Annotated in this window: 23 protein-coding genes; 9 read left to right on the plus strand and 14 right to left on the minus strand. The window is 68.6% G+C overall.

Features of this window, described 5'->3' with window-relative positions:
- Nucleotides 1-47: 47 nt before the first annotated feature.
- Entirely contained in the window at nucleotides 48-905 is an 858-nt protein-coding gene (locus tag ACWDMM_RS15885) for an alpha/beta hydrolase family protein (RefSeq protein ID WP_195080727.1), read from the plus strand.
- 7 nt (nucleotides 906-912) lie between these two features.
- Here the strand turns inward: ACWDMM_RS15885 and ACWDMM_RS15890 are convergent, their stop codons facing one another.
- Nucleotides 913-2970 (minus strand): prolyl oligopeptidase family serine peptidase, encoded by a 2058-nt coding sequence (locus ACWDMM_RS15890; protein WP_449938029.1) that lies wholly within the window; start codon nucleotides 2968-2970, stop codon nucleotides 913-915.
- A 33-nt stretch (nucleotides 2971-3003) separates the two neighbouring features.
- Nucleotides 3004-3513 (minus strand): AMIN-like domain-containing (lipo)protein, encoded by a 510-nt coding sequence (locus ACWDMM_RS15895; RefSeq protein ID WP_323124537.1) that lies wholly within the window; start codon nucleotides 3511-3513, stop codon nucleotides 3004-3006.
- A 243-nt stretch (nucleotides 3514-3756) separates the two neighbouring features.
- Here ACWDMM_RS15895 and ACWDMM_RS15900 point away from each other — a divergent pair, with 243 nt between their 5' ends.
- The 3 genes from ACWDMM_RS15900 (at nucleotide 3757) to ACWDMM_RS15910 (ending at nucleotide 7148) form a co-directional block, all read left to right on the plus strand.
- Nucleotides 3757-4734, plus strand: coding sequence for a dipeptidase (locus ACWDMM_RS15900; protein ID WP_195080724.1), 978 nt, complete (start codon nucleotides 3757-3759; stop codon nucleotides 4732-4734).
- Between the two features lie 177 nt (nucleotides 4735-4911).
- Nucleotides 4912-6315 (plus strand): dihydrolipoyl dehydrogenase, encoded by a 1404-nt coding sequence (gene lpdA / locus ACWDMM_RS15905; RefSeq protein WP_195080723.1) that lies wholly within the window; start codon nucleotides 4912-4914, stop codon nucleotides 6313-6315.
- 125 nt (nucleotides 6316-6440) lie between these two features.
- Nucleotides 6441-7148 (plus strand): polysaccharide deacetylase family protein, encoded by a 708-nt coding sequence (locus ACWDMM_RS15910; RefSeq protein ID WP_195080722.1) that lies wholly within the window; start codon nucleotides 6441-6443, stop codon nucleotides 7146-7148.
- Nucleotides 7149-7622: 474 nt separating this feature from the next.
- Here the strand turns inward: ACWDMM_RS15910 and ACWDMM_RS15915 are convergent, their stop codons facing one another.
- Both ACWDMM_RS15915 and ACWDMM_RS15920 read right to left on the minus strand, forming a co-directional pair.
- Nucleotides 7623-8051 (minus strand): PPOX class F420-dependent oxidoreductase, encoded by a 429-nt coding sequence (locus tag ACWDMM_RS15915; protein ID WP_195080721.1) that lies wholly within the window; start codon nucleotides 8049-8051, stop codon nucleotides 7623-7625.
- Nucleotides 8052-8095: 44 nt separating this feature from the next.
- Nucleotides 8096-8494: a winged helix-turn-helix transcriptional regulator gene (locus ACWDMM_RS15920; protein WP_195080720.1), complete on the minus strand. Its 399-nt coding sequence runs from the start codon at nucleotides 8492-8494 to the stop codon at nucleotides 8096-8098.
- A gap of 96 nt (nucleotides 8495-8590) precedes the next feature.
- On the opposite strand from ACWDMM_RS15920, the gene ACWDMM_RS15925 reads away from it, so the two are divergent.
- Nucleotides 8591-9442, plus strand: a complete 852-nt coding sequence (locus tag ACWDMM_RS15925) for an SDR family oxidoreductase (RefSeq protein WP_195080719.1) — start codon at nucleotides 8591-8593, stop codon at nucleotides 9440-9442.
- 136 nt (nucleotides 9443-9578) lie between these two features.
- Here ACWDMM_RS15925 and ACWDMM_RS15930 read toward each other — a convergent pair whose 3' ends face one another.
- Nucleotides 9579-9956, minus strand: coding sequence for a VOC family protein (locus ACWDMM_RS15930; protein WP_357109279.1), 378 nt, complete (start codon nucleotides 9954-9956; stop codon nucleotides 9579-9581).
- Between the two features lie 119 nt (nucleotides 9957-10075).
- Here ACWDMM_RS15930 and ACWDMM_RS15935 point away from each other — a divergent pair, with 119 nt between their 5' ends.
- Nucleotides 10076-10852 carry a TetR/AcrR family transcriptional regulator C-terminal domain-containing protein gene (locus ACWDMM_RS15935; RefSeq protein ID WP_195080717.1) on the plus strand — a complete coding sequence of 259 codons (777 nt, stop codon included), beginning with the start codon at nucleotides 10076-10078 and terminating at the stop codon, nucleotides 10850-10852.
- Here the strand turns inward: ACWDMM_RS15935 and ACWDMM_RS15940 are convergent.
- Nucleotides 10849-11394 (minus strand): carboxymuconolactone decarboxylase family protein, encoded by a 546-nt coding sequence (locus tag ACWDMM_RS15940; RefSeq protein ID WP_397069609.1) that lies wholly within the window; start codon nucleotides 11392-11394, stop codon nucleotides 10849-10851. The two genes, ACWDMM_RS15935 and ACWDMM_RS15940, sit on opposite strands and share 4 nt — an antisense overlap.
- A gap of 216 nt (nucleotides 11395-11610) precedes the next feature.
- Between ACWDMM_RS15940 and ACWDMM_RS15945 the strand changes: the two genes are divergently transcribed.
- Complete coding sequence (locus ACWDMM_RS15945; RefSeq protein WP_195080716.1) at nucleotides 11611-12483, plus strand: NERD domain-containing protein; 873 nt, start codon at nucleotides 11611-11613, stop codon at nucleotides 12481-12483.
- 4 nt (nucleotides 12484-12487) lie between these two features.
- Here the strand turns inward: ACWDMM_RS15945 and ACWDMM_RS15950 are convergent, their stop codons facing one another.
- The 6 genes from ACWDMM_RS15950 to urtA form a co-directional block, all read right to left on the minus strand.
- Nucleotides 12488-13189 (minus strand): GntR family transcriptional regulator, encoded by a 702-nt coding sequence (locus ACWDMM_RS15950; RefSeq protein WP_195080715.1) that lies wholly within the window; start codon nucleotides 13187-13189, stop codon nucleotides 12488-12490.
- Nucleotides 13190-13197: 8 nt separating this feature from the next.
- On the minus strand, nucleotides 13198-13890 hold the full coding sequence (urtE, locus tag ACWDMM_RS15955; RefSeq protein WP_195080714.1) for an urea ABC transporter ATP-binding subunit UrtE: 693 nt from the start codon (nucleotides 13888-13890) through the stop codon (nucleotides 13198-13200).
- Nucleotides 13883-14737 carry an urea ABC transporter ATP-binding protein UrtD gene (gene urtD, locus ACWDMM_RS15960; RefSeq protein ID WP_195045863.1) on the minus strand — a complete coding sequence of 285 codons (855 nt, stop codon included), beginning with the start codon at nucleotides 14735-14737 and terminating at the stop codon, nucleotides 13883-13885. The genes urtE and urtD overlap by 8 nt, the downstream gene beginning before the upstream one ends.
- On the minus strand, nucleotides 14734-15870 hold the full coding sequence (gene urtC, locus ACWDMM_RS15965) for an urea ABC transporter permease subunit UrtC (protein ID WP_449938036.1): 1137 nt from the start codon (nucleotides 15868-15870) through the stop codon (nucleotides 14734-14736). The genes urtD and urtC overlap by 4 nt, the downstream gene beginning before the upstream one ends.
- Nucleotides 15867-16751 (minus strand): urea ABC transporter permease subunit UrtB, encoded by an 885-nt coding sequence (urtB, locus tag ACWDMM_RS15970; protein ID WP_195080712.1) that lies wholly within the window; start codon nucleotides 16749-16751, stop codon nucleotides 15867-15869. The genes urtC and urtB overlap by 4 nt, the downstream gene beginning before the upstream one ends.
- Before the next feature lie 108 nt (nucleotides 16752-16859).
- Entirely contained in the window at nucleotides 16860-18086 is a 1227-nt protein-coding gene (urtA, locus tag ACWDMM_RS15975) for an urea ABC transporter substrate-binding protein (RefSeq protein WP_323124538.1), read from the minus strand.
- 422 nt (nucleotides 18087-18508) lie between these two features.
- Here urtA and ACWDMM_RS15980 point away from each other — a divergent pair, with 422 nt between their 5' ends.
- Complete coding sequence (locus ACWDMM_RS15980; RefSeq protein WP_357109295.1) at nucleotides 18509-20338, plus strand: acyl-CoA dehydrogenase; 1830 nt, start codon at nucleotides 18509-18511, stop codon at nucleotides 20336-20338.
- Nucleotides 20339-20496: 158 nt separating this feature from the next.
- On the opposite strand, the gene ACWDMM_RS15985 is transcribed toward ACWDMM_RS15980, so the two are convergent.
- Nucleotides 20497-21348, minus strand: coding sequence for a TetR/AcrR family transcriptional regulator (locus tag ACWDMM_RS15985; protein ID WP_323124539.1), 852 nt, complete (start codon nucleotides 21346-21348; stop codon nucleotides 20497-20499).
- Between the two features lie 74 nt (nucleotides 21349-21422).
- Between ACWDMM_RS15985 and ACWDMM_RS15990 the strand changes: the two genes are divergently transcribed.
- Nucleotides 21423-22649 (plus strand): MFS transporter, encoded by a 1227-nt coding sequence (locus tag ACWDMM_RS15990; protein ID WP_449938040.1) that lies wholly within the window; start codon nucleotides 21423-21425, stop codon nucleotides 22647-22649.
- A 49-nt stretch (nucleotides 22650-22698) separates the two neighbouring features.
- Here ACWDMM_RS15990 and ACWDMM_RS15995 read toward each other — a convergent pair whose 3' ends face one another.
- Nucleotides 22699-22971, minus strand: a complete 273-nt coding sequence (locus tag ACWDMM_RS15995; RefSeq protein ID WP_195080708.1) for a hypothetical protein — start codon at nucleotides 22969-22971, stop codon at nucleotides 22699-22701.
- Nucleotides 22972-22978: the final 7 nt, after the last annotated feature.

Here is a 22978-nt window from a genome sequence, read left to right on the forward strand (position 1 = left end):
CGCCGGCTTGCGCGACCGGGCGCGACCAGCGCGGTAACGTGCCGGGGATGCAGACAGTTCCGATCCAGATGCCGGACGGCACCACGGTTCCGGTGCGCTTGATCCCCGCCGGGGGTCCGCACCGGCACGCGGTCACTCCGGACGCGCCACGACCGGTGCTGGTGATCGTGCCCGGACTCGGCGTTCCCGGGGGCTACTACGAACTGTTCGCCTCCGGCCTGGCCGCACGCGGGTTCGACGTGGCGATCGGCGAGCTGCGCGGCAACGGCGACAGCAGGCCGAAACCCAGCGCCGCCAGCACTTTCGGCTACCACGAGCTGGTCTCGGTGGATTTCCCGGCGATCTTCGAGGTGGTTCGCGAGCAGTTCCCGGACAGCACGCCGTACCTGCTCGGGCACAGCATGGGCGGACAGCTCGGCGTCATGTACGCCGCGCGCGTCCGCGGCAGGCTCGGCGGGCTGATCCTGGTCGCCTCGGGCACCCCGTATTACCGTGGTTACCGGGGACTTTCGGGTCCGGGCATGCTGGTGGGCACCGCGGCGATCTCGCTGACGGCGAACCTGGCCGGCTTCTGGCCCGGCGACCGGGTGTCCATGGGTTTCGGCCGCCAGTCCAAGGTGCTGATCTCCGACTGGGCCCGGCTGGCGCGCACCGGCCGGTTCGTCCCGGTCGGCGCGGACATCGACTACGAGGAGCGCATCGCGCGGCTGAAGCTCCCGGTGCTGTCCATCACGATGACCGGCGACGACCTCACCCCGCCCAGCTCGGCCGAACACCTGCTGGAGAAGCTGCCCAACGCGGAGGTGACGCGCTGGCGGCAGCCGGAGCCGCTGGGACACAACGGCTGGATCCGGCAGTACACCAGCACCGTCGACCAGATCGAGAAGTGGTTGCGCGACCGCTGAGCGCCGCTCAGGCGCGTCGTTCGATCAGCATCTGGGTGAAGAACTCGTAGATCAGCGCCGCCTGGAAGGCCGATTGCTTGTTGTCGGCGGCGCCGCCGTGGCCGCCTTCGATGTTCTCGTGGTACCAGAACTCGTGCCCCTGTTCCTCCAGCAGCGCGGCCATCTTCCTGGCATGGCCGGGGTGCACGCGGTCGTCCCTGGTCGAGGTGGTGAGCAGGATCGGAGGGTAGGCGCGGTCGGCGCGCGCGTTCTGGTAGGGCGAGTACTTGCCGATGTACTCCCATTCCTCCGGCTTGTCGGGGTCGCCGTACTCCGCCATCCACGAAGCGCCGGCGAGCAGCAGGTGGTAGCGCTTCATGTCCAGCAGCGGCACCTGGCAGACGATCGCGCCGAACAGTTCCGGGTAGCGGGTCAGCATCACGCCCATCAGCAGTCCGCCGTTGCTCCCGCCCACCGCGCCGAGCTGGTCGGCGGTGGTGATGCCGCGCGCGACGAGGTCTTTCGCGATCGAGGAGAAGTCCTCGTACACCTTGTGCCGGTTGGCTTTCTGCACCGAGGTGTGCCACTGCGGCCCGTACTCGCCGCCGCCGCGGATGTTCGTCATCACCCAGGTGCCGCCGCGCTCCAGCCAGCCCATGCCCGAAGCGCCGCTGTAGGCGGGGGTCCGCGAGATCTCGAAACCGCCGTAGCCGGACATCACCGTCGGCCCGGGCACGCCCTTCCGGTCGCGATGGCGGATCACGAAATACGGCACCCGCGTGCCGTCGTCGGACGTGGCGAAGAACTGCTCGGTCTCCACCCCGTCGGCGTCGAAGAAGCCGGGTTCCTGCTTGAGTCGCTCGGTGCGCCCGCCGACCGAGCTGGTCAGCAGCGTCGCCGGGGTGGTGAAGCCGCTGGTGTTGAGCATGAACTCGTCACCGCTTTCCAGCGGGTCGAGATTCAGCACGCTGGTGGTGGCCATCGGCGGGGTGTCGGCCAGCGGCTCGCGGCGCCAGCCGTCCTGGGCGGGCGTCAGCACGTAGAGCTTGGTCTGCACGTCCTCGAGCGTGATCAGCAACAGGTGGTTCTCGGTCCAGCCGTAGCCGTGCAGCGAGGTGCGCGCGTCCGGGGTGAAGAGAACCTCGAACTCCCGTGCGCCGGAGAGGAACTTCTCGAAGTCGGTGGCCAGCAGCGCGCCGGCGGGGTAACTCGCGCCGCCGACCTCCCACGGCGACTTCAGGCGCACCAGCAGCCAGTCCTTGTACCAGGACTCGCTGGCGTCGCTGGGAATGTCCAGGTGCCGCAGGGCGCCGTCGTCCTCGAGCAGGTAGACCTCTTCGTTGAAGAAATCGGTGGCGCGGCCGACGTAGTGCCGTTCGTAGCCCGGCGTGCGGTCGTAGCCCGCCGAGACCGCGACATCGCCGCTCTCGCCCTCGAAAACAGTGGTCGCCTCCGCCAGCGGGGTACCGCGACGCCAGCGCTTCGCGATCCGCGGATACCCCGAATCGGTCATCGAGCCGGGGCCGAAGTCGGTGCCGACGTACACCGAGTCGATGTCGATCCAGCGGATCTCCGACTTCGCCTCGGGCAGGAAGAACCCGCCGTCGGCCGGATCGAGGAACACCCTGCGCTCCAGGTCGAACTCCCGGACCACCTTCGCGTCCGCACCGCCGCGCGACAGGCTGATCAGCGCGCGCGACTGTTCCGGGCGCAGCACCGTCGCCCCGCCCCACACCCAGTTCTCGTCCTCCTCGGCGGCCACCGCGTCCAGGTCGATCAGCACGTCCCAGTCCGGCGCTTCCTCGGCGTACTCGGCGAAGGTGGTGCGCCGCCACAGACCGCGCGGGTGCTCGGCGTCCCGCCAGAAGTTGTAGAGCCAGGGCCCCCGGCGGGCGGGGTAGGCGATCTTGGTGTCGGTGTCGAGCATGTCGAGAATGCGGCGCTCCAGGTCACGGAAGCGATCGGAGTCGGCGAACCGGGCGTGCACGACCGTGTTGTGCGCGCGAGCCCAGTCCAGAGCGCGCTCACTGGTCACTTCTTCCAGCCAGAGGTAGGGATCGGTCACGTTCCGCTCAACACCGCTCATCCCCACATTGTGGCCGAGCCGTGCGGCGCGGGGTCACCAGGAGTGTGCTACGTCGATCACGACGCGCGATCCGCCGCCGGGTCCGCCGAGGGTGGAGACCTGGAACGGCAATCGCGCGCGCGTGCCCAAACCGAGGGTGGTCTGGCCTTCGAAGGAACCGGCCCAGGCCACCTGGCGGAAGGTGCGGTAGTCCCGCACGTCGGCGAGTTCGGCCCGGTTCGCGGGGGTGTAGGTGGGGTTGAACCCGTCGTCGTAGGCGGGGGCGTAGACGGCGATGCTCAGGAACGCCTCGCCGCGCAGCGGGACGGGTGCGCCGGAGCCGTCCATGACCACGCGCTCGACATAGCCGACGTGATAGCCGGTCACCGGCCCGACGATGTCGAGCACCAGGCGGTCGAAGCAGTCGTGCCGCCCGGCGCGGACCCCGGTCAGCGGCGCGAGCGTCCTGGCGCGACTCACCTTGGGTATCGAACCCCAGCCGGAGGCGCATCCAGGGGCGGCGGACGCGGGCGCGGGGGCGATGAACAGACCGGCAAGGGTCACAGCGGAAACGAACAGGAGAAGCAAGCGACGCATGGCCGCACCGCCTTCTGGCACAGGAGGGATTGATGTATTACCTGCATCGGTCCAGGTCGGTGCCTCGTTACCGGCGGTGAGGACGAAAAACGTTGGCTCTCGCGACAACTCGGACACGAGGCGGCTCGCCGTTCGCTGGGTCGCGCCGCGCATTCGCCGTGAACAGTAGGATCGCTGCTGGCGAGGCCTATCCGACCAGGAGGTTCGAGGTTGCCACCCTTTCTCTGGGAGCAGCACTGCTGCCTGCCGCTGTCGCCCGCCGCGCGCATCGGCGATCTCGCGCGCTACCCGGCCGGATCGTATCTGTCGGTGAACGTCGGCTACTCCCGGCAGTCGACCGCCGACTCGATCGCACTGCTGGAGCGATTCCGCCGAGATGCCCTGGCCGACGGCCGGTTCCGTCTGGTCGAGACCGTGGCGGACGTCGGCGCCGCCGACACGATCGCGCTGGCCTTCGATCTGGAGGACGCCGGGCCGCTCGGTGGCGATCTGGACAACGTCGCGCGGTTCTACGGCCTCGGCGTGCGGTCGCTGCTGCCCACCTACAACCACGCCAACGCCGCGGGCTGCGGCTGCCTGGACACCGAGGACACCGGGCTCACCGGTTACGGACGCGATCTGGTCCACGCGCTCAACGAAGCCGGCATGTTCGCCGACGGTTCGCACTGTTCCCGGCGCACCGGCCTGGAGCTGGCCGAGTTGAGCGTCGTCCCGATGATCTACAGCCACGCGAATTTCGCCGCGCTCTGGGACCACCCGCGCAACATCACCGACGACCAAGCGCGGGCCTGCGCCGCCACCGGCGGCGTCATCGGCGTCAACGGCGTCGGCATCTTCCTCGGCCGCAACGCGCCGCACGAGCGCGCCGAGCGCGTCGCGGCGATGGCCCGCCACATCGAGTACGGCGCCGAATTGGTCGGCATCGAGCACATCGGCATCGGCTCGGACTACTCCTTCGACGCCGACGACTTCAACGCCGAACTCCAGCAAAACCCCGACGCCTTCTCCGAGGCCTACACGCAGTGGGGTCCACTCCAATGGACCCCGCCCGAAGACCTCATCGGCCCCTCCGACGTCCCCACCCTCGAAGAGGCCCTCACCGACCGCGGCTTCACCCCCTCCGACCGAGCCGCGATCTTCGGCGGCAACTTCCGCCGCGTCGCCGCCCAGGTCTGGCGCACCGCCTGACCTTCCGCGAGTGGCACATCACCGCGGCGTCTACTCGCGTTTCGCCGCAGCCGTGCGCCGCTCGCGCACAGCGGCGGAGGTCCGGCTCGCGAGGAGTTCGCGGGTGGGTGTGGGCCACGCCTCACCTGGGTGGGGGATGGGTGGGTGAAGTTCCCGGTGCGGAGTTAGGCTCGGGGCGTGACTTCCCACTACGATGTCGTCGTTCTCGGTGCTGGTCCCGGCGGATACGTCGCCGCGATCCGCGCCGCTCAACTCGGCCTGCGAACAGCGATCGTCGAGCAGAAATACTGGGGTGGTGTGTGCCTCAACGTCGGCTGCATCCCGTCCAAGGCGCTGCTGCGCAACGCCGAGCTCGCCCACATCTTCACCAAGGAGGCGAAGACCTTCGGCATCTCCGGTGAGGTGAACTTCGACTTCGGAGTCGCCTTCGACCGCAGCCGCAAGGTCGCCGACGGCCGGGTCAAGGGCGTCCACTTCCTGATGAAGAAGAACAAGATCGACGAGTTCGACGGAAAGGGCACCTTCACCGGCCCGAACTCGCTCTCGGTCGAGCTCACCAAGGGCGGCGCCGAGTCGATCACCTTCGACAACGCGATCATCGCGGCGGGTACCGTCACCAAGCTACTGCCCGGCACCCAGCTCAGCGCCAACGTGGTCACCTACGAGGAGCAGATCCTCACCCGCGAGCTGCCCGGCTCGATCCTCATCGTCGGCGCGGGCGCGATCGGCATGGAGTTCGGCTACGTCCTGAAGAACTACGGCGTCGATGTGCGGATCGTGGAGTTCCTCGACCGCGCGCTGCCGAACGAGGACGCGGACGTCTCCAAGGAGATCACCAAGCAGTACAAGAAGCTCGGCATCACCATCACCACCGGTGCGGCCGTGCAGTCCATCGAAGACGACGGCGCCAAGGTCACCGTCTCGATCAAGGACAACAAGTCCGGCTCGATCGAGACCGTCACCGTGGACAAGGTGCTGCAGGCCGTCGGCTTCGCCCCGCGCGTCGACGGCTACGGCTTGGAGACCACCGGCGTGCAGGTCACCGATCGCGGCGCGATCGGGATCGACGACTACATGCGCACCAACGTGCCGCACATCTACGCGATCGGCGACGTCACCGGCAAGCTGCAGCTCGCGCACGTCGCGGAGGCGCAGGGCGTGGTCGCGGCCGAGACCATCGCGGGAGCGGAGACCGTTCCCCTCGGCGACTACCGCATGATGCCGCGCGCCACCTTCTGCCAGCCGCAGGTCGCCAGCTTCGGCCTGACCGAGCAGCAGGCCCGGGACGAGGGCTACGACGTGAAGGTCGCGACCTTCCCGTTCACCGCCAACGGCAAGGCGCACGGCCTCGGCGACCCGACCGGTTTCGTCAAGCTGATCGCCGACGCCAAGTACGGCGAGCTGATCGGCGGGCACCTCATCGGCCCCGACGTCTCCGAACTGCTGCCCGAGCTGACCCTCGCGCAGAAGTGGGACCTGACGGTCAACGAGCTGACCCGCAACGTGCACACGCACCCGACGCTCAGCGAGGCCCTCCAGGAAGCCTTCCACGGCCTGGCCGGCCACATGATCAACTTCTGATCCTTCGCGGAGAAGGGGCGTGCGGTCGGTGATCGCACGCCCTTTCGGCTGTAGGGCAAGGGTTTCCGCGCCGGTAGGGTCGTCGGCGATCGGCATCGGCGCGAGCGTTCTGCTATACAGCGTGCATGTTTCGCAGGTGGCTGATCGGAAGTGTGCCCGTGCTCGTCGTGGTGGTGCTGCTGGGGACGGGCACCTTCTACCTGATGAAGGCGCGCACCTTCCAGTTGGCCGGTCACGTGGTCAGCCGGGTGGACACCGACGCGCGGGTGGTCGCGCTGACCTTGGACGACGGCCCGTCCGATCGCGCGCCCGAGGTGCTGAAAGTGCTCGCCGACGCGCAGGTTCCGGCCACCTTCTACCTGAACGGACGTGATCTCGCCGAACACCCGGAGTACGGGCGAGCCATCGCCGCGGCGGGCCACGAGATCGGCAACCACACCTATTCACATCGCCGGATGGTCTTCGTCACGCCCGGCACGGTGCGCGACGAAGTGGAGCGCACGGACGCCGAGATCATGAAGACGGGTTACGCGGGCCCGATCACCTTCCGTCCGCCCTACGGCAAGAAGTTGTGGGTGCTGCCGCACTACCTCGCCGAGCACGACCGCGTCACGGTGACCTGGGACGTCGAGCCCGACTCCGGCCGGGCGGACGTCACCGCGGACGACATCGTCGCCGAGACGCTCGGCAAGGTGCGCCCCGGGTCGATCGTTCTGCTGCACGTCATGCACGGCAACGCCGAGCCTTCGATCGCCGCCATCCCGCGCATCGTCGCCGAATTGCGTGCGGCGGGATACCAATTCGTCACGGTGTCGGATTTGATGTCGCGCTGACCGACCGGCCCGCGGACGGTCGTGCGCGGTGCGCGGTGGGCTGAGCAACGGCGCGATTCCACGCAGCGAAAGTCGACCGCGGCGCCGGGCGACGGCCGGTGCGGCGAAGTCGGGGTCGGCTGCGAGCATCGCCTGCACGCGGTGGACGCGATATGGCGTCCGAATCGCCGTACACGACGCGGGCTGGGGGATTGTGCCGGATGTCGACCAGCAGCGCGAGCATCGGCTGCATGGGCGCTGTGGTGCCGGTCGATGGTGCGGCGAAGACACGGCCGCGCAGTATCTTGTCCGGGGCTCGAACGCGGCCTGCTCGGTAGGCGCGTGGTTGGTCAGCCGCTCCCGGACCGGCCGCCGGCGCGACAGGCTGCCGATGTGGCTTCGACTTCTGTTTTGTGCGCGGCAGATGGGCCGATTCCAGGGTGATCGCAGGCGCCGACGGACTCAGGAGCGGTGTTCGTGGCGGAATCCGCTCGGTCAACCGGCGGCTGGGAGCATGCCGTAGGCATGGGTCGGCGTGAACAGCACCAAAGCGCGGCGGTCGGTGACCATCGCGTTGCGGTACTCGTCCCAGTCGGGATGTTCGCCGGTGGCGGTGCGGTAGTAGTCGACGAGCGCGTCGACGGTGGGGTCGTCGGGCGCGGCGGCGACGGGGGTGAGTTCCACCGTGCCTTCGAGCACGGCATAGGCGAAGAAGTCTTCGCGGGTGACGTGCAGCGCCGCCCACGGGTCCCGGACGAGATTGTGATATTTCGCCCGGTCGGCGGTGATGGAGATGCGGATGCGGCCGTCGGCGCCGACGACGTGCAGGACGTTGGACAGTTGCGGGCGTCCGTTGCGGCGGATCGTGGTGAGCACGGACCTGCGGTGGTCGCGGGCGAAATCGACTGCGGCGGCGAGTTCCATGCCCGTGTAACCCGGGGCCGCGTCGCTCTCTTCCCGCGGGCCGGTCAGTCGCGGTGGTAGGCCGCCTGCGCCTCGCGCACCCTCGGCATGTTGGTCTCCAGCACCCGGATGAGCGCCTCCAGACGGTCGGCGACCTCTACGCCCAGGTCGGTGAGGGTGTATTCGACCCGGGGCGGAATGGTCTCCTGCACCTCCCGGTGCACCATTCCGTCGCGTTCCAGTGCTTGCAAGGTCTGCGACAACATGCGTTCGCTCACGCCGTCTACCCGCCGCCGCAAGGCGCTGAACCGGTACGGCCCCTCACGCAGCGCGACCAGCGCCAGGGTGCCCCAGCGGCTGGCGACATTCTGCAGGACCGGTCGCGAGGTGCAGTTCCGGGCGAAGACGTCGGCTTCCAGCGTGGGATCGTCGGCGTCCGCCGAGGCAATGCGCTGGCTGGACATGCCTCGATAGTACCCACCTTGACCAAAGTGGGTCCAGAATGCATAGTGCTTACGAATAGTTAGTACTTGCGAACATGCCGAACTTTGGAGGTAGTCATGACCGTCGCGGTGACCGGAGCCAGCGGGCAGCTGGGCCGACTCGTTGTGGAGTCGCTGTTGAAGGTGGGATCGACACCGGTCGTGGCGATCGTGCGCGACCCGGCGAAGGTGGCCGACCTTGCCGAGCGCGGCGTCGACGTCCGGCAGGCCGACTACGGTGACGCGGACGCGCTGAACCGGGCGCTCGCCGGTGTCGATCGAGTGCTGCTGGTGTCCGGCAACGAGTTCGGCGCGCGAGTCGAGCAGCACGCCAACGTCATCCGCGCGGCGGAGCGAGCCGGGGTGGAATTGCTGGCCTACACCAGCATTCCCGCCGCGACCGGCAATCCGCTCATCCTCGCGCAGGAGCACGCGGGGACCGAAGCGGTGCTCGCCGAATCGACTGTGCCGCACACTCTCCTGCGCAACGGGTGGTACTGGGAGAACTACGTGGGCGGTCTGGCGCACGCGGTGGAGTCGGGTGTGCTGCACGGCGCGGCGGGTGAAGGCCGCGTGGCGGGCGCGGCGCGGGCCGACTACGCCGAAGCCGCCGCCAGAGTGCTCACCACCGACGGCCACGCGGGCCGGGTGTACGAACTGGGCGGCGACGAGCGGCTCACCTATGCCGAACTGGCCGAGGCGATCTCGGAGGCATCGGGCAAGCCGGTGCGCTACGAGAACCTTTCGCAGGCCGATTACGCGGCCGGATTGGTCGCGGCGGGACTGCCCGCCCAGATGGCCGAGGCGCTCGCCGACGCCGACGCCGGTATCGCGCAGGGCGTCCTCGACGTGCGCTCCGGCGACCTGGCGCGCCTGCTCGGCCGCCCGGCGACCCCGGCGGTCGACGTCTTCCGCGCGGCACTCGCCTGATCGGGCGTTCGCCGTCACCCCCCGCGGTGATGGCGTCGACTCCGACGCGGCATCGCGAAGGCCGGGTGTGGTGGCTCATCGCCGCTACACCCGGCCCGTGAATCCGCAGCGCCGAGCCGCTGCGATCACCCGCGACTCACACCCATTGCACCAGTTGGATGATGATCCCGTTCGGGTCGCTCATCTGGAAGTATCGCTCGCCCCACTCCTCGGTTTCGATGGGCGTCACGATCGGCACGCCCTCGGCTCGCAGCCGGCTGTACTCCGCGTCGATGTCGTCGACGACGAAGACGACGAGCAGGCCCTCGCCCGCGCTGCCCGCAGCGCTCTTCGGTTTGAAGCTCGCCAGCCCCGTGCGCAGGTAGATGACGTTCAGTCCGGCGTCGCCGCGGTCGAGCGAGACGAACCCGTCGGCCGACATCTTCTCCTCGAAGCCGAGGTGCTCGATGAGGAACCGCGCCGAGACGGCCGGGTCGGGGACGTTGAGCGAGATGGCGGAAGCGGTGATGTTCATGGGCCCTCCTCGACAGCAAAACTCTGTACTAAGTACATTGTACTGTGTAGAGCATTTAAGGGCGGGCCGCATCATGAGCTGGGTCACATCGATACGATCGGTGGTTCGAGGAGGTGGCGATGGGACAGCCCAAGGAGCGCAGCGGTGCGGGCGACCCGGTGCGCACGCTGGAATTGCTCTGGCGGGTGCGGTCCGAGCCGGGCACGGGCCGTGGGCCGAAACAGCGCAGCAGCGTCGAGGCGGTCGTCGCCGCCGCGATCGAGATCGCCGACGCGGAGGGGCTGGCAGCGGTCACGATGCGCGCGGTCGCCAACCGGCTCGGCCTGACCCCGATGGCCACCTACACGTATGTGCCGGGCAAGTCCGAGCTGATCGACCTGATGCTGGACGCGGTCTACGCGCGGATGGAGCGGGCCGACCTCACGGGTCTGCCATGGCGCGAGCGGGTGGCCCTGATCGCCGCCGAGAATCGCGCCATGCTGGCTCGTCATCCGTGGGTGGCGTATCTGCCGACCACCCGTCCGCCGCTGGGGCCCGGCCTCGCCGCCAAATACGACCACGAACTCGAAGCCTTCGCTGACCTCGGTCTCGACGACGTCGCGATGGACGCCGCCCTGACCTTCGTGCTCGGCTTCGTCACCTCCGTCGCCCGCATCGCCATCGACAGCGCGCGGGCGGCGGCCGACAGCGCCATGTCCGACGAGCAATGGTGGGAGCGCGCCGCGCCGGTTCTGGCGCAGGTCTTCGACGCGCGGCGATACCCGCTCGCCGCGCGCGTCGGCACGGCCGCTGGCCAGGCGCACGACGCCGCCTACAGCGCCGACCACGCCTACGAGTTCGGGCTGACGCTGGTGCTCGACGGACTCGCGCGCCGCATCGAGGGCCCGTCCGCCTAGAGGCGGTCGCGCTGGATCCGCAGGGCGGTGATGGTGGTGGCCAGCCCGTCGTACTGGTTGATCAGCAGCACGATCTCGATCAGGCTGCGCTCGTCGTAGTGCTTCGCCAGTTCGGCCCAGGTGTCGTCGTCGAGATCGCGGGTCTCGACCAACTGGTCCACGGCCGCCAGCAGCGCCCGGTGTTTGTCCGACCACCCCGGCGCATCAGGGCCGGTGCGCAGCCGCTCCAGGATTTCGCTCGTCACCCCCGCGCGGCGGCCGAGCCGGATGTGATGGTCCATTTCGTATTCGCAGCCGCGCAGATGCGCGACCCGGATGATGACCAGCTCGGACTCGTGCCGGGGCAGCCGCCCGCCGGGCATGAGCTTGCCCGAGTAGTGCAGCCAGCCGCGGAACAGACCCTTGGTACGCCCGAGCGTGCTGAACAAATGGGCGTCGTGCGTCCCCGCGGCGCGGGAGAGTACCTGCCAGACAACCCAATTGAGCGCACCGAGTTCCCGGAGCCGTCCGGGCGAGATGCGTGGTTGCAGCGCTGAAACCATGCCGGTTGCCACCTCCGCGTGGTCGTGCGGCCGGCGTCGGTGCCGACCGAGATGAGAGCCTACTTGGCAGTATCCCGTCCGGCGCGCCACCATTCTTTTGCTTTCCAGTGGTTTTCGGCGGGGTACCCCGTCATCATCAGTACCGGTGCGGGTCGCCGCGGCCGCAGCGCGTTTTCCGCGGCGTCAGGTGTGGACAACAGGTCGGCAGGGGAAAAGATGCTGGTGAGGATCAGGCCGGGAGCGGAGCTGTCCGGTGCTGAGCGGGAATTCGTCGCGTGCCTGCGGTCGTATCCGACGACGGGTCTGGCCGTGATCGATCTCGAGGCGGACAACCGGCGTGTCGACGCGGTGGTGTGGACCCCGCGCGGGCTGACCGTGCTGGAGGTGCACGGTTTCCAGCGCAGGCAGAGCGGCATCCTCAGCACCCCGGCCGAAGGACCGTGGAAGATCAGCGACGCGCCGGTGGAACTGGACGACCCGGAGAACGGAAGCCCCGCCGAACGGGTGGAACACGGCATCTACGCGGTCAAGCACATGCTTCAGCGGGCACTGCAAGATCCGGGGCACATCAGCGGCGCGGTCGTGCTCGTCCCGTTCCGCGGCGCGGTGGTGCGCCCGGCGCGCACGAACCTGCGTCCGGGGCTGGACGTGGTGGTCGGGAACGTCACCGACGCGACCGAACTGCGCATCTATCTGGAAGGGTTCTCCGCGGGACCGCGCGACTGGACCGCGGACCGGGTGATCGGCGCGTGCGGCGCGCTCGGTCTGGCGGAACTCGCCCCGTCCCGCGCGGAACTGCTCGAGGCGGGTTTCGAGGAGAACGCGCCGGAGCCGGTCACGACCATTCCCCGCACACCGGCGCCGCGAGTCGCGCCCACGCCGGGGCCCGCGACGAAGAGCCAGGCCTACGCGGGGTGGTCCGTCATCGTGATCGCCGTGGTGGGGGTGCTGTTCGTGCTCGGGGTGATCGCCACCGCGTTGGCGCACGACTCCGCGCAGCCGATCCCGGCGACCGGCACGACGAGTCCCACGCCGTCGCCGCCCGCCTACCGGCCCACCCAGTGCTTCCCGTTCCAGCAGAGCTGCTGACCGGTCAATCCCGCACGGCGCGGCCGAGTTTGGTCAGGCGCATGGCGTGCTGCGCGCGGGCCAGCACGTGCGTGCGCGAGGTGTCGATATGGGCGGTGAGCGTCGCCAGCGCCGCGTCCACCGCGCCGGAGACCAGCTGTTCGGCGATGGCGATGTGCTCGGCGGTCATCGTGGCGATGCGTTCCGGGGTCGGCATGTCCAGCGTGCGCACCGGACGCACCCGGATGTGCACGGCGGTGAGCGCGTCGGCGAGCGCTGCGTTGCCCGCGGCCGCGAGCAGGGTGGTGTGGAACCGTTCGTCGGCGGCCACCAGCGCGGGCCCGGGTTCGGGCGGGTGGTCGCGCAGTGCGCGCCAGGTGTCGAGTTCCGCCCGCACGAGTGCCAGATCGTGCGCGGGCTGCTCGCCGGGGACGGTCACCCGTTGCATGCCCCTGGCCTCCAGCACGAGCCGCAGCTCGTAGAGGTGATCGAGTTCGTCGAGCCGGGGCCGATACGGGTAGAGGCCGTCGGCGAGCCGCTCGACCAGGCCGTCGGCCTGCAATCGGGCCAGCGCCTCGCGCACCGGGGTGCGCGAGACTCCGTACGCCTCGGCGAGGCGTTCTTCGCCGAGCCGTTCGGTGGGCACGATGGCTCCGGTGGCCAGATCCCGGCGCAGCGAGTCGTACACCTGCTCGCGCAACGGAATCCGGCCCCTGTCGCGGGGCACGGCGGCGCTCAGATCGCCATCGCCGAGCGGACCTCGCGCTCGGCGCCGGCGCCACCCGCGCCCGTCGAGGTCACCCGGCCCGATCGCAGCACGTAGTAGCGCTGCGCCGCCTGCAACGCGAAGCCGATGTGCTGTTCGACCAGCAGCACGCTCAGCCCGCCGCGCCGGGTGAGATCGATGATGGTGCGTTCGATCTCGGCGACCACCGACGGCTGGATGCCCTCGGTCGGCTCATCCAGGATGAGCAGCTTGGGCTCGGTGATCAGCGCCCGCGCGATGGCGAGTTGCTGGCGCTGGCCGCCCGACAGCAGGCCCGCCTTGCGGGTGAGCAGTTCGCGCAGCGCGGGGAACAGGTCGAGCGATTCATCGATCAGCGCTTTGCCGCGTTTGCGGCCGTCGGCGACCACTTGCAGATTCTCCGCGGTGGTCAGTTGCGGGAAACTCTGCTGGCCTTGCGGCACGTACGCGATTCCGCGGCGGACCCGGCGCGACGGCGACAGTTTGGTGATGGTCTGCCCGTCGAACTCGATCCGGCCCGACTTCGCGCCGATCAGCCCGACGGCGGTGCGCAGCAGCGTGGTCTTTCCCGCGCCGTTGTGGCCCATGACGGCGACCACGCTGTCGTCGGGGACGGTCACCGAGACACCGTGGATCACCTCGGTGCGGCCGTAGCCGGAGTGGATATCGGTGAGTTCAAGCATCGCTGGCCTCCTTCTGGGCGGATTCCGGACCCGGCGCGATCGACGCGTCCTCCAGTTCGGTCCCGACGGCAGCGGCGGTGCCGAGGTAGACCTCCTGGACCTTCGGGTCCGCCTGCACCTGTTCGACGGTTCCCTCGCTGAGCACGCGGCCCCCGGCGAGGACCGTGACGGAGGTGGCGAAGGCACGCATGAAATCCATGTCGTGCTCGACCACCACGACCACCCGGTCGCCGCCGATGCGGCGCAACAGGTTCCCGGTCTCCTCCCGCTCCTCGGCGCTCATCCCGGCCACCGGTTCGTCCAGCAGCAGCACCGACGCGTTCTGCACCAGCAGCATGCCGATTTCGAGCCATTGCTTCTGCCCGTGTGCGAGTACCCCGGCGGGTTTGTCGCGCAGGTCGGCCAGGCCGGTCGTCTCCAGCGCGTCCTCGATCGCGGGCAGCACGGATTTGCGGCGGCGCAGCATGGTGAGCGCCGAACGGCCCGCGCCCGCGGCGATGTCGAGGTTCTGCAGCACGGTCAACTGCTCGAACACGCTCGCGGTCTGGAACGTTCTTCCGACGCCGAGCCTTGCGATCCGGTGTACCTTCTGGCCGAGCAGTTCCACGCCGGTCTTCTGCGCCGACCCGGTCGCCGGGACCAAGCCGGTGATCGCGTCGATGAGCGTCGTCTTGCCGGCGCCGTTGGGTCCGATGAGGAAGCGCAGATCGCCTTGCAACACCGTCAGATCCACATCGGTGACCGCCTTGAAACCGTCGAAGCTCACCGAGAGGCCGCGGATCTCCAGGTACTCGCTGGACATTCCGGCGTTGCCGCCGAGCTTCGGTTCGTGGGTCGTCTCGGTCATCGCGATTCCACCTTCTCCGTCGCGGGTTCCGGCAGCGTCTCGACCACCGGCGAGGGTGGGGTCGCGCGACGCCTGGTGTCCAGCAAGCCCTTCAGCATCGGCCACAGTCCGGCGAGCCCTGCCGGGACGAAACCGACCACCACGATGAACAGCACGCCTTGCAGATATGTCCACCCCGACGGGAACTCCTCCGACAGCGCTGTCTGCGCCCACGCCACGCCGATCGCGCCGAGCACCGGCCCGAGCAGGGTGGTCCGGCCGCCGATCGCGACACCGATGAGGAACGCGATGGACGGGACGACGCCGATATCGGCGGGGGAGATGATGCCGACGATCGGGGTGAACAGCGCCCCGGCGATGCCGGCGAAGAACGCGGCGACCACGTAGGCGACGATCTTGACGTTCGCCGGGTCGTAACCGAGGAAGCGCACCCGCTCCTCTTGATCGCGCACCGCCACGAGCAATTCCCCGTAGCGGCTGTGCATCAACTGCCGCACCAGCGCGACCACCAGCAGCAGCGCGGCCGCGGCGAAGAAGAACAGCATGCGCCGGTTGACCGGATCCGACAGCTTGAACCCGAAGAACGCGCGGAAATCCGACAGACCGGTGAACCCGCCGATGCTCTGCTGACCCGTGAGCAGGATGGCCAGCGCGGCGGCGAGCGCCTGGCTGAGGATGGCGAAGTAGGCGCCCTTCACCCGGCGCTTGAACACGCCGTAACCCAGCGCGGCGGCGATCAGCGCGGGCAGCACGAGGATGCCCAGCAGCGCCACCGGAGCCGACGCGAACGGCTTCCAGAACGACGGCAACTCGCGAATGCCCGCGATCTCCATGAATTCCGGCACGTCGTTGCCGAGCCTGGCGGCGTCGGCCATCTGCAGATGCATGGCCATGATGTAGGCGCCGACGCCGAAGAAGACGCCTTGGCCCAGAGTGAGCATTCCGCCTCGCCCCCAGGCCAATCCGATGCCGACCGCGACGATCGCGAAGCACAGGAACTTCGCCAGCAGGTTGAGCCGGAAGTCGCTGAGCACGGCGGGCGCGACCGCGAACAACAGGACGGCGGCGACGGCGAATCCGGCCGGCGCGCCGAACGAGGAGCGTACGCGCCACCGTGGTACCAGCGTGGTCATGCCAGGCTCCTTGTCCGGACGGTGAACAGGCCCTGCGGGCGGACCTGCAGGAAGATCACGATGACGACGAAGACGATGACCTTCGCGATGGACGCGGTGGTCGAGTACTCGATGTAGGAATTGAGCAGCCCGAGCGCGAACGCGGCGATCACCGTGCCCTTGATCTGGCCGAGCCCGCCGATGACCACCACGAGGAACGCGTCGATCAGATAGCTCTGGCCGATGGTGGGGCTGGTCGAGCCGATCAGCGTCAGCGCGACGCCGGCCACGCCCGCCAGCCCGGAGCCGATGAAGAACGTGCTGATGTCGGTGAAACGGCTCGAGACGCCAGAGGTTTCGGCCAGGCCGCGATTCTGCACCACCGCGCGGATGCGGCGGCCCAGCGGCGTCGCCTTGAGCACCGCCGCCAGCGCGGTCACCGCGACGACGGCCAGCACGAGGATGAAGATGCGCGTCTTCGGCACCACCGCACCGAGGATCGTGACGCCGCCGCTGAGCCACTCCGGCGCGATCACGTTCTTGGCCGGTGCGCCGAAGATGTCGCGCGCCAGCTGTTGCAGCACCAGCCCGACGCCGAAGGTGACCAGCAGGGTGTCCAGCGGCCGGTCGTACATCCAGCGGATCAGGCCCATCTCCAGCGCGGCCCCGAGCAGGCCGCCGACGAGGAAACCGATCAGTAGCGACACGACGAGCGAGACGCCTGCCGACGAAATAACCTTCTGCACGACATAAGTGGTGTAACAGCCGGCCATGATGAACTCACCGTGCGCCATGTTGATCACGCCCATCTGACCGAAGGTCAGCGACAGACCGAGCGCGGCGAGCAAGAGAATGGATCCCAGACTCAGCCCGGTGAAGAGCTGTCCGATCACAACATCCATGGGGAAAGCTCCTGTGTTCATTGTCCGATGCTGTCCGCGGCCCCCCTCATTACGCTCCGTGTGACCGCCGGGGCGGGCGCTGGGAGCTGGGCCGCGGACAGCCGCGGACTACTTCAGGCCCTTGGCCCAGTCGTAGGACTTCAGGTAGGGGTCCGGCGTCACGGCTTTGCCGGAATCCCACACGGTGTAGATCAGGCCGTCGGGGCGGATTTCGCCGATGCGGGCGGTCTTGGTGATGTGGTGGTTGGAGCCGTCGATGGTGACCAGGCCCTCGGGTGCGTCGAAGCTGACGCCGTCGGCGGCGGCCTGAATGTCCTCGACCTTGAACGACTTCGCCTTCTCGACGGTGTTCTTCCACAGGTAGACCGACGCGTAGGCGGCTTCCATCGGGTCGGAGGTCGGCTTGTCGGCGCCGAAGGCGGCCTTGTAGTCGGCGACGAACTTCCGGTTCACCGGGCTGTCGACGGTCTGGTAGTAGTTCCACGCGGTGAGCTGCCCGGCGATGTGCTGCGCGCCGATGCCCGCCACTTCCTCTTCGGCGATGGACACCGAGACCACCGGCATTTCCGCTGCTTTCAGGCCCGCGTTGCTGTACTCGCGGAAGAACGCGACGTTGGAGTCACCGTTCAGGGTGTTGAACACCGCGCCCGCCTTCGCGGCGCGGACCTTGTTGACGATGGTGGAGAAATCGGTGGAGCCGAGCGGGGTGTAGTCCTCGCCCTTGATCTCGATGCCGTTGGCGGCGGCGTACGCCTTGATCTCGCGATTGGCGGTCTGCGGGAAGACGTAGTCGCTGCCGACCAGGTAGAGGGAGGTGATGCCCTTCTGCTTCAGGTAGTCCAGCGCGGGGACGATCTGCTGGTTGGTGGTCGCGCCGGTGTAGAAGATGTTCTTGCTGTCCTCCAGGCCCTCGTACTGAACCGGGTAGTAGAGCAGTGAGTTCAGGCTCTCGAACTTCGGCTTCATCGCCTTGCGGCTCGACGAGGTCCAGCCGCCGAATACCGCGGCGACGCAGTCGGAGCTGATCAGCTTCTCGGCCTTCTCCGCGAAGGTCTTCGGGTCCGACGCGCCGTCCTCGAGCACCAGCTCGATCTTCTTGCCCAGCACGCCGCCCGCGGCGTTGATCTGGTCGACGGCGAGCTTGGTGGAGTTGGCGACGGTGACCTCGGAGATGGCCATCGTGCCGGACAGGGAGTGCAGAGAACCGACCTTGATCGTGTCCTTGGAGGTGTCGACGCAGGACGCGGCGCCGGAGCCGGTGGTGGAGGCGTCGTCCTTGGCGCCGCAGGCGGTCAGCAACAGGCCGGCGAGCGCGATCGCGGTGGGTACCGTCATCGCTCGCACCAAACGCCCGGAGCGATGGGTGGCACGGAAATCTGGCATGGGGCGAGCCCTCTCCTCATCAGGTGTCGCGGCGGCGTCGGCAGGGCGCCGCATCGAACACCGCCGCCTTCGCCCCGGTCACGGCTGTAGACGGGGCTGTATACAGCGGCTGTATTCGTGATGCGAACGGTAGACAGGAGTTGTTGCGCCGGAATATCTCTCGGTGACAAGTCCGTTTCGTCTGTTTCGCCGGTGTGAACCTTTTCCGTAAACGGACGGTGAACAGTTGTGAGATCCGGGCAAACCCGCTGGCCGGGGCGGATGTGGCTACGGTTGCGTAGCGTCGCCGCGATACGGCACGCTTCGATTCGTATGACGTCTGAACCGTCCCATGCCGCGGCGGCGGGCCGCGGACTCGAGTCGAGGAGGACCAGGTGGGCCACTACAAGGCGAACCTGAGGGATATCGAATTCAACCTGTTCGAAGTGCTCGAACTGGACAAGCTGCTCGATACCGGAGCCTACGGCGACCTCGATTCCGACACCGTCCGGGAAATCCTCTCCGAGGTTCAGCGACTGGCCGAGGGGCCGGTGGCGGACTCCTTCGCCGCGGCCGACCGCGATCCGGTCGCCTACGACGCGACCACCTTCTCGATCACTGTTCCGGAGCCGCTGCGTAAGACCGTCGCCGCCGTGCGGGCCGCGGACTGGAGCAGGCTCGGCATGCCGGAGGGCATGGGCGGCACTCCGGCCCCCGCGGCGCTGGTCTGGGCGGTCGCCGAGATGATCACCTGCGCCAATCCGTCGGCGTCGTTCTTCAACATGGGCCCGGTGATGGCGTCCGTGCTGTACAACGTCGGCACCGAGCAGCAGCGGCGCTGGGCCACGGCCGGCTTCGAGAAGGGCTGGCAGGGCACCATGGTGCTGACCGAGCCCGACGCCGGTTCCGACGTCGGCGCGGGCCGCACCAAGGCGATCCGCCAAGAGGACGGCTCCTGGCACATCGAGGGCGTCAAGCGCTTCATCTCCGGCGCCGAAGTCGGCGACACCGCCGAGAACGTCTTCCATCTGGTGCTCGCCCGCCCCGAGGGCGCGGGACCGGGCACCAAGGGCCTGTCGCTGTTCTACGTGCCGAAGTTCCTGTTCGACCCCGAGACGTTGGAACTCGGCGAGCGCAACGGCGTGTACGTCACCGGGGTGGAGCACAAGATGGGCCTGAAGTCCTCGCCCACCTGCGAGCTGACCTTCGGCGGGCACGGCAGGCCTGCCAAGGGCTGGCTGGTCGGCGAGGTGCACAACGGCATCGCGCAGATGTTCCAGGTGATCGAGAACGCGCGCATGATGGTCGGCGTCAAATCCTCCGGCACCTTGTCGACCGGCTACCTCAACGCGCTGGACTACGCCAAGCAGCGGGTGCAGGGCGCGGACCTGACGCAGATGACCGACAAGGCCGCGCCGCGCGTGCCCATCACCGCCCACCCGGACGTCCGTCGCTCGCTGGCCATGCAGAAGGCGTACGCGGAGGGTTTGCGCGCGGTGTACCTGTACACCGCCGCCCATCAGAACGCCGATGTGGCGCAGCTCGTTTCGGGCGCCGACGCGGAGCTGGCGCACCGGGTGGACGATCTGCTGCTGCCGATCGTCAAGGGCGTCGGCTCGGAGCGGGCCTACCAGTACCTGACCGAGTCGTTGCAAACCTTGGGTGGCTCCGGCTATCTGCAGGACTACCCGATCGAGCAGTACATCCGGGACGCGAAGATCGACTCGCTGTACGAGGGCACCACGGCCATCCAGGCGCAGGACTTCTTCTTCCGCAAGATCATTCGCGACCAAGGCGTGGCGCTCGGCCACGTCAACGCGCGGATCGCGGCGTTCCTGGACGCCAGGACCGGCCGGTTCGACACCGAGCGCGAGCTGCTGCGCACGGCCGCGGAAGACGTCCAGGCGATGGCCGCCTCGCTCACCGGCTTCCTGATGGCCGCGCAGCAGGAGCCCACCGAGTTGTACAAGGTCGGCCTGGGTTCGGTGCGTTTCCTGCTCGCGGTCGGCGATCTGCTCATCGGCTGGCGGCTGCTGGTCCAAGCGGAGATCGCGGCGGCCGCACTGGCCGCAGGCCCCTCGGAGAAGGACCGTGCTTTCTACGCGGGAAAGGTCGCCGTCGCGAGCTTCTTCGCGAAGAACGTGCTGCCGACGCTGAGCGCGGTGCGCGGCATCGTCGCCACGCTGGACAACGACATCATGAACTTGGACGAGGCTGCGTTCTGATTGCAGCGCCTGCGGCGCTGCGAACGGCGCATGCTAGGTCTCGCTTCGCTCGAAAGACGTGGTTCGGTGAGCCGGGCACGTTGGTATACGAAATCAGGGACCAAGTGCGCACCTGGCTCGTGGCGGGTGACGGCGATCAATGCTCGGTAGGAGGTAGGTCAAGGCTGGGGCTCGGGCTGGGACAGGAGTTTGAGCACCACGGGCCGCGACAGTGTGCCGGATACCTGACGGGCGAGCTGATTGGCGCTCGCGCCCGCCGCGTGCGCGGCGCGTAGGGCGGTAGCGAGTTCTTCGCGGGCGGCGTCGGCGGCGGCTTGAGCGTCGCGCAGGCGCTGGGCGGCGCGGTCGACTGCTGACGACTCGTCCTCGTCGGTCAAGTCCTTGACCAGTTCTACCTCGGGGAGGCGTGCTTCCCGTTCGCCGGGAGCCGCGTCGCGGCGCATGGCGGCCCTGGCGAAATCCATCAGGAACGCCCTTGTGGCGTTCCTGTCCTCCGCGGCGGCCTCGCCGAGCAGCAGCTTGGTGGTCTGCGGGACGGCGAGCGACCAGTTGGCCAGGCCGCACAGGGCCAGCAGCAGACGGCCCGCGTCGGCGGAGTCCACGTCGAACTGCTCTTGCGCGCGGTCGAATTTGCGCACGTAGTGCGCGGCGCGCCAGCCGTCGATGTCGTGCGCGTCTGCGCCGCGGTGCAGCGCCTCCCAGAGCATCAGGCGCAGTAGCTGCGGGTTGTCCCGGTGGTAGTCGTACAGCTTGCCGACGTACGCGCCGGGTTCGGTGTCGGCCAGCGGCTTCACCACGTCGATGAACTCGCGCAGCGTGTCGATCAGGATGACGTCGAACAGCTTGTCCTTGCTGCCGAACAGACCGTAGATGCGCTCCTTGTTGACGCCTGCCGCGTCCGCGATCCGGTCCACCCGCGCGCCGGCCAGCCCGTGCTGCGCGAATTCGTCGCGGGCGGCGCGCAGCAGGGCCTGCCTGGTCGCGTCACTGCGTTTCATCGTGGCGGTCATGACGGACACTTTACCATTTCATTAAACCAACTATTTGGTTGACAACTCGGTTCGTCCGGGCCTACCTTCAACCCATGGCAATGCTCACTCTCCAGTCCGCGGCTCCGGTCCGGACGCGCACCCGAGTCGTCTCGCCGCGTGCCCACACCGGGCGCACCGTGCCCTTCTTCGTTCTGGCCGCCCTGCTGGCCACCGGGCAGATGTACGTCCCCATCCCGCTTTTCACCGCAATGCAGGCCGACTGGCACGTCGGTCCCGGCGTGATGACCTGGATCATCAGCGCGTTCGCCTTCGGTTACGCCGGTGGCTTCGTCCTGTTCGGGCCGCTGTCGGATCGCTATGGTCACCGCCGAGTGCTCGTCACCGGCATGCTGGTGGCCGCAGTGGTCACACTGTTGACCGGTTTGGCGGTCAGCGCTCCGCTGGCCGTCGGCCTGCGGGTGGCGCAGGGGCTGGTGGTGGGCTCGATCCCGCCCGCGATCATGGCCTACGTGGCCACCCGCGTCGCTCCCGCGCACCGTTCGGTCGCCACCATGTCCGTGGCCACGTCGTTCCTCGCGGCGACGGTGATCGCGCAGATCGTGTCGCAGTGGATGATCGGCGCGTTCCCGTGGCGCACCGTGTTCGTCGCCTCCGCGATCGGGTTCGCCGTGCTGGCCGTGGTAGTGCGGACCGCGCTGTTGGCCGACGCGCCCACGGATCTGGACAAGCCGCTGCGGCACAGCTACGCCGCGATTCCCGCGGTGTTGCGCATCCGGGCGCTGGTGCCGATGCTGATCGCGGGCGCGATGAGCATGGCGGTGATGGTCGGCGTGTACACCGGCCTCGAGCTGACCGGAGTGGTTCGCGGCTCGGGTGAACTGCTCGCGCTGCGTGCGGGCGCGCTGCCGGTCATGGTGGCGCTTCCCCTGCTCGCGGTGCCGCTGGCCCGGCTGTCCAAGCACGGCCAGATCGTGCTCGGCGGGTTGGTCGCCGCCGCGGCGATGGTGATCGCCACCTTCGAGGGGACGCATCCGGCCGTGCTCGCCGTGCTGCTCGCGGTGCTGGTCGGCGGACTGGGCGTGATCGCTCCCGCGGTGTTGCAGAGCGCGGGCGAACTGGGCGGCGAATCCAGGGCCGCCGCCATGTCGGTCGCGATGTTCTCCTTCTACGTGGGCGCGACGATCGGTCCGCTGGTCGCGGCGACCGCCGCGCCACACGGCTTCGCTGCCCTGGCCTGGACGCTGGCGCTACTGCTCGTCGCAGCGCTGGGGATGACGCTGGTCGGTCTCCGCATGCAACGCAGGGCGCAAGCCGCCTGACCCTGACGTCCGGCCGGTCTCGATGTGGCGAGACCGGCCGGACGTGTCTTCAGGATCGGTCATGTAGCGCGATCACCCTGCCGGTCAGCGGTTCCTGGGCGTCCCAGGCGACGTCGATCTCCACGCCGCGGAACTGCCGAGCCACTTCTCGCAGCATCGCGACAGCGGCTGCCCGCGCCTGGTCTGGCGCGGCATCGGCGGGGACATGTGCCAGACGCCCACAGAGCATTCCACCTCGCGTGTCCTGGACGCTGTGGCGCCAGCCCTCCGGCGTCGCGATCAGCGCTATCGAGGCGGGCATGGGGTAGCGCGGTCCTGCCATGGCGACA

The sequence above is a fragment of the Nocardia sp. NPDC003726 genome, from assembly GCF_053586955.1.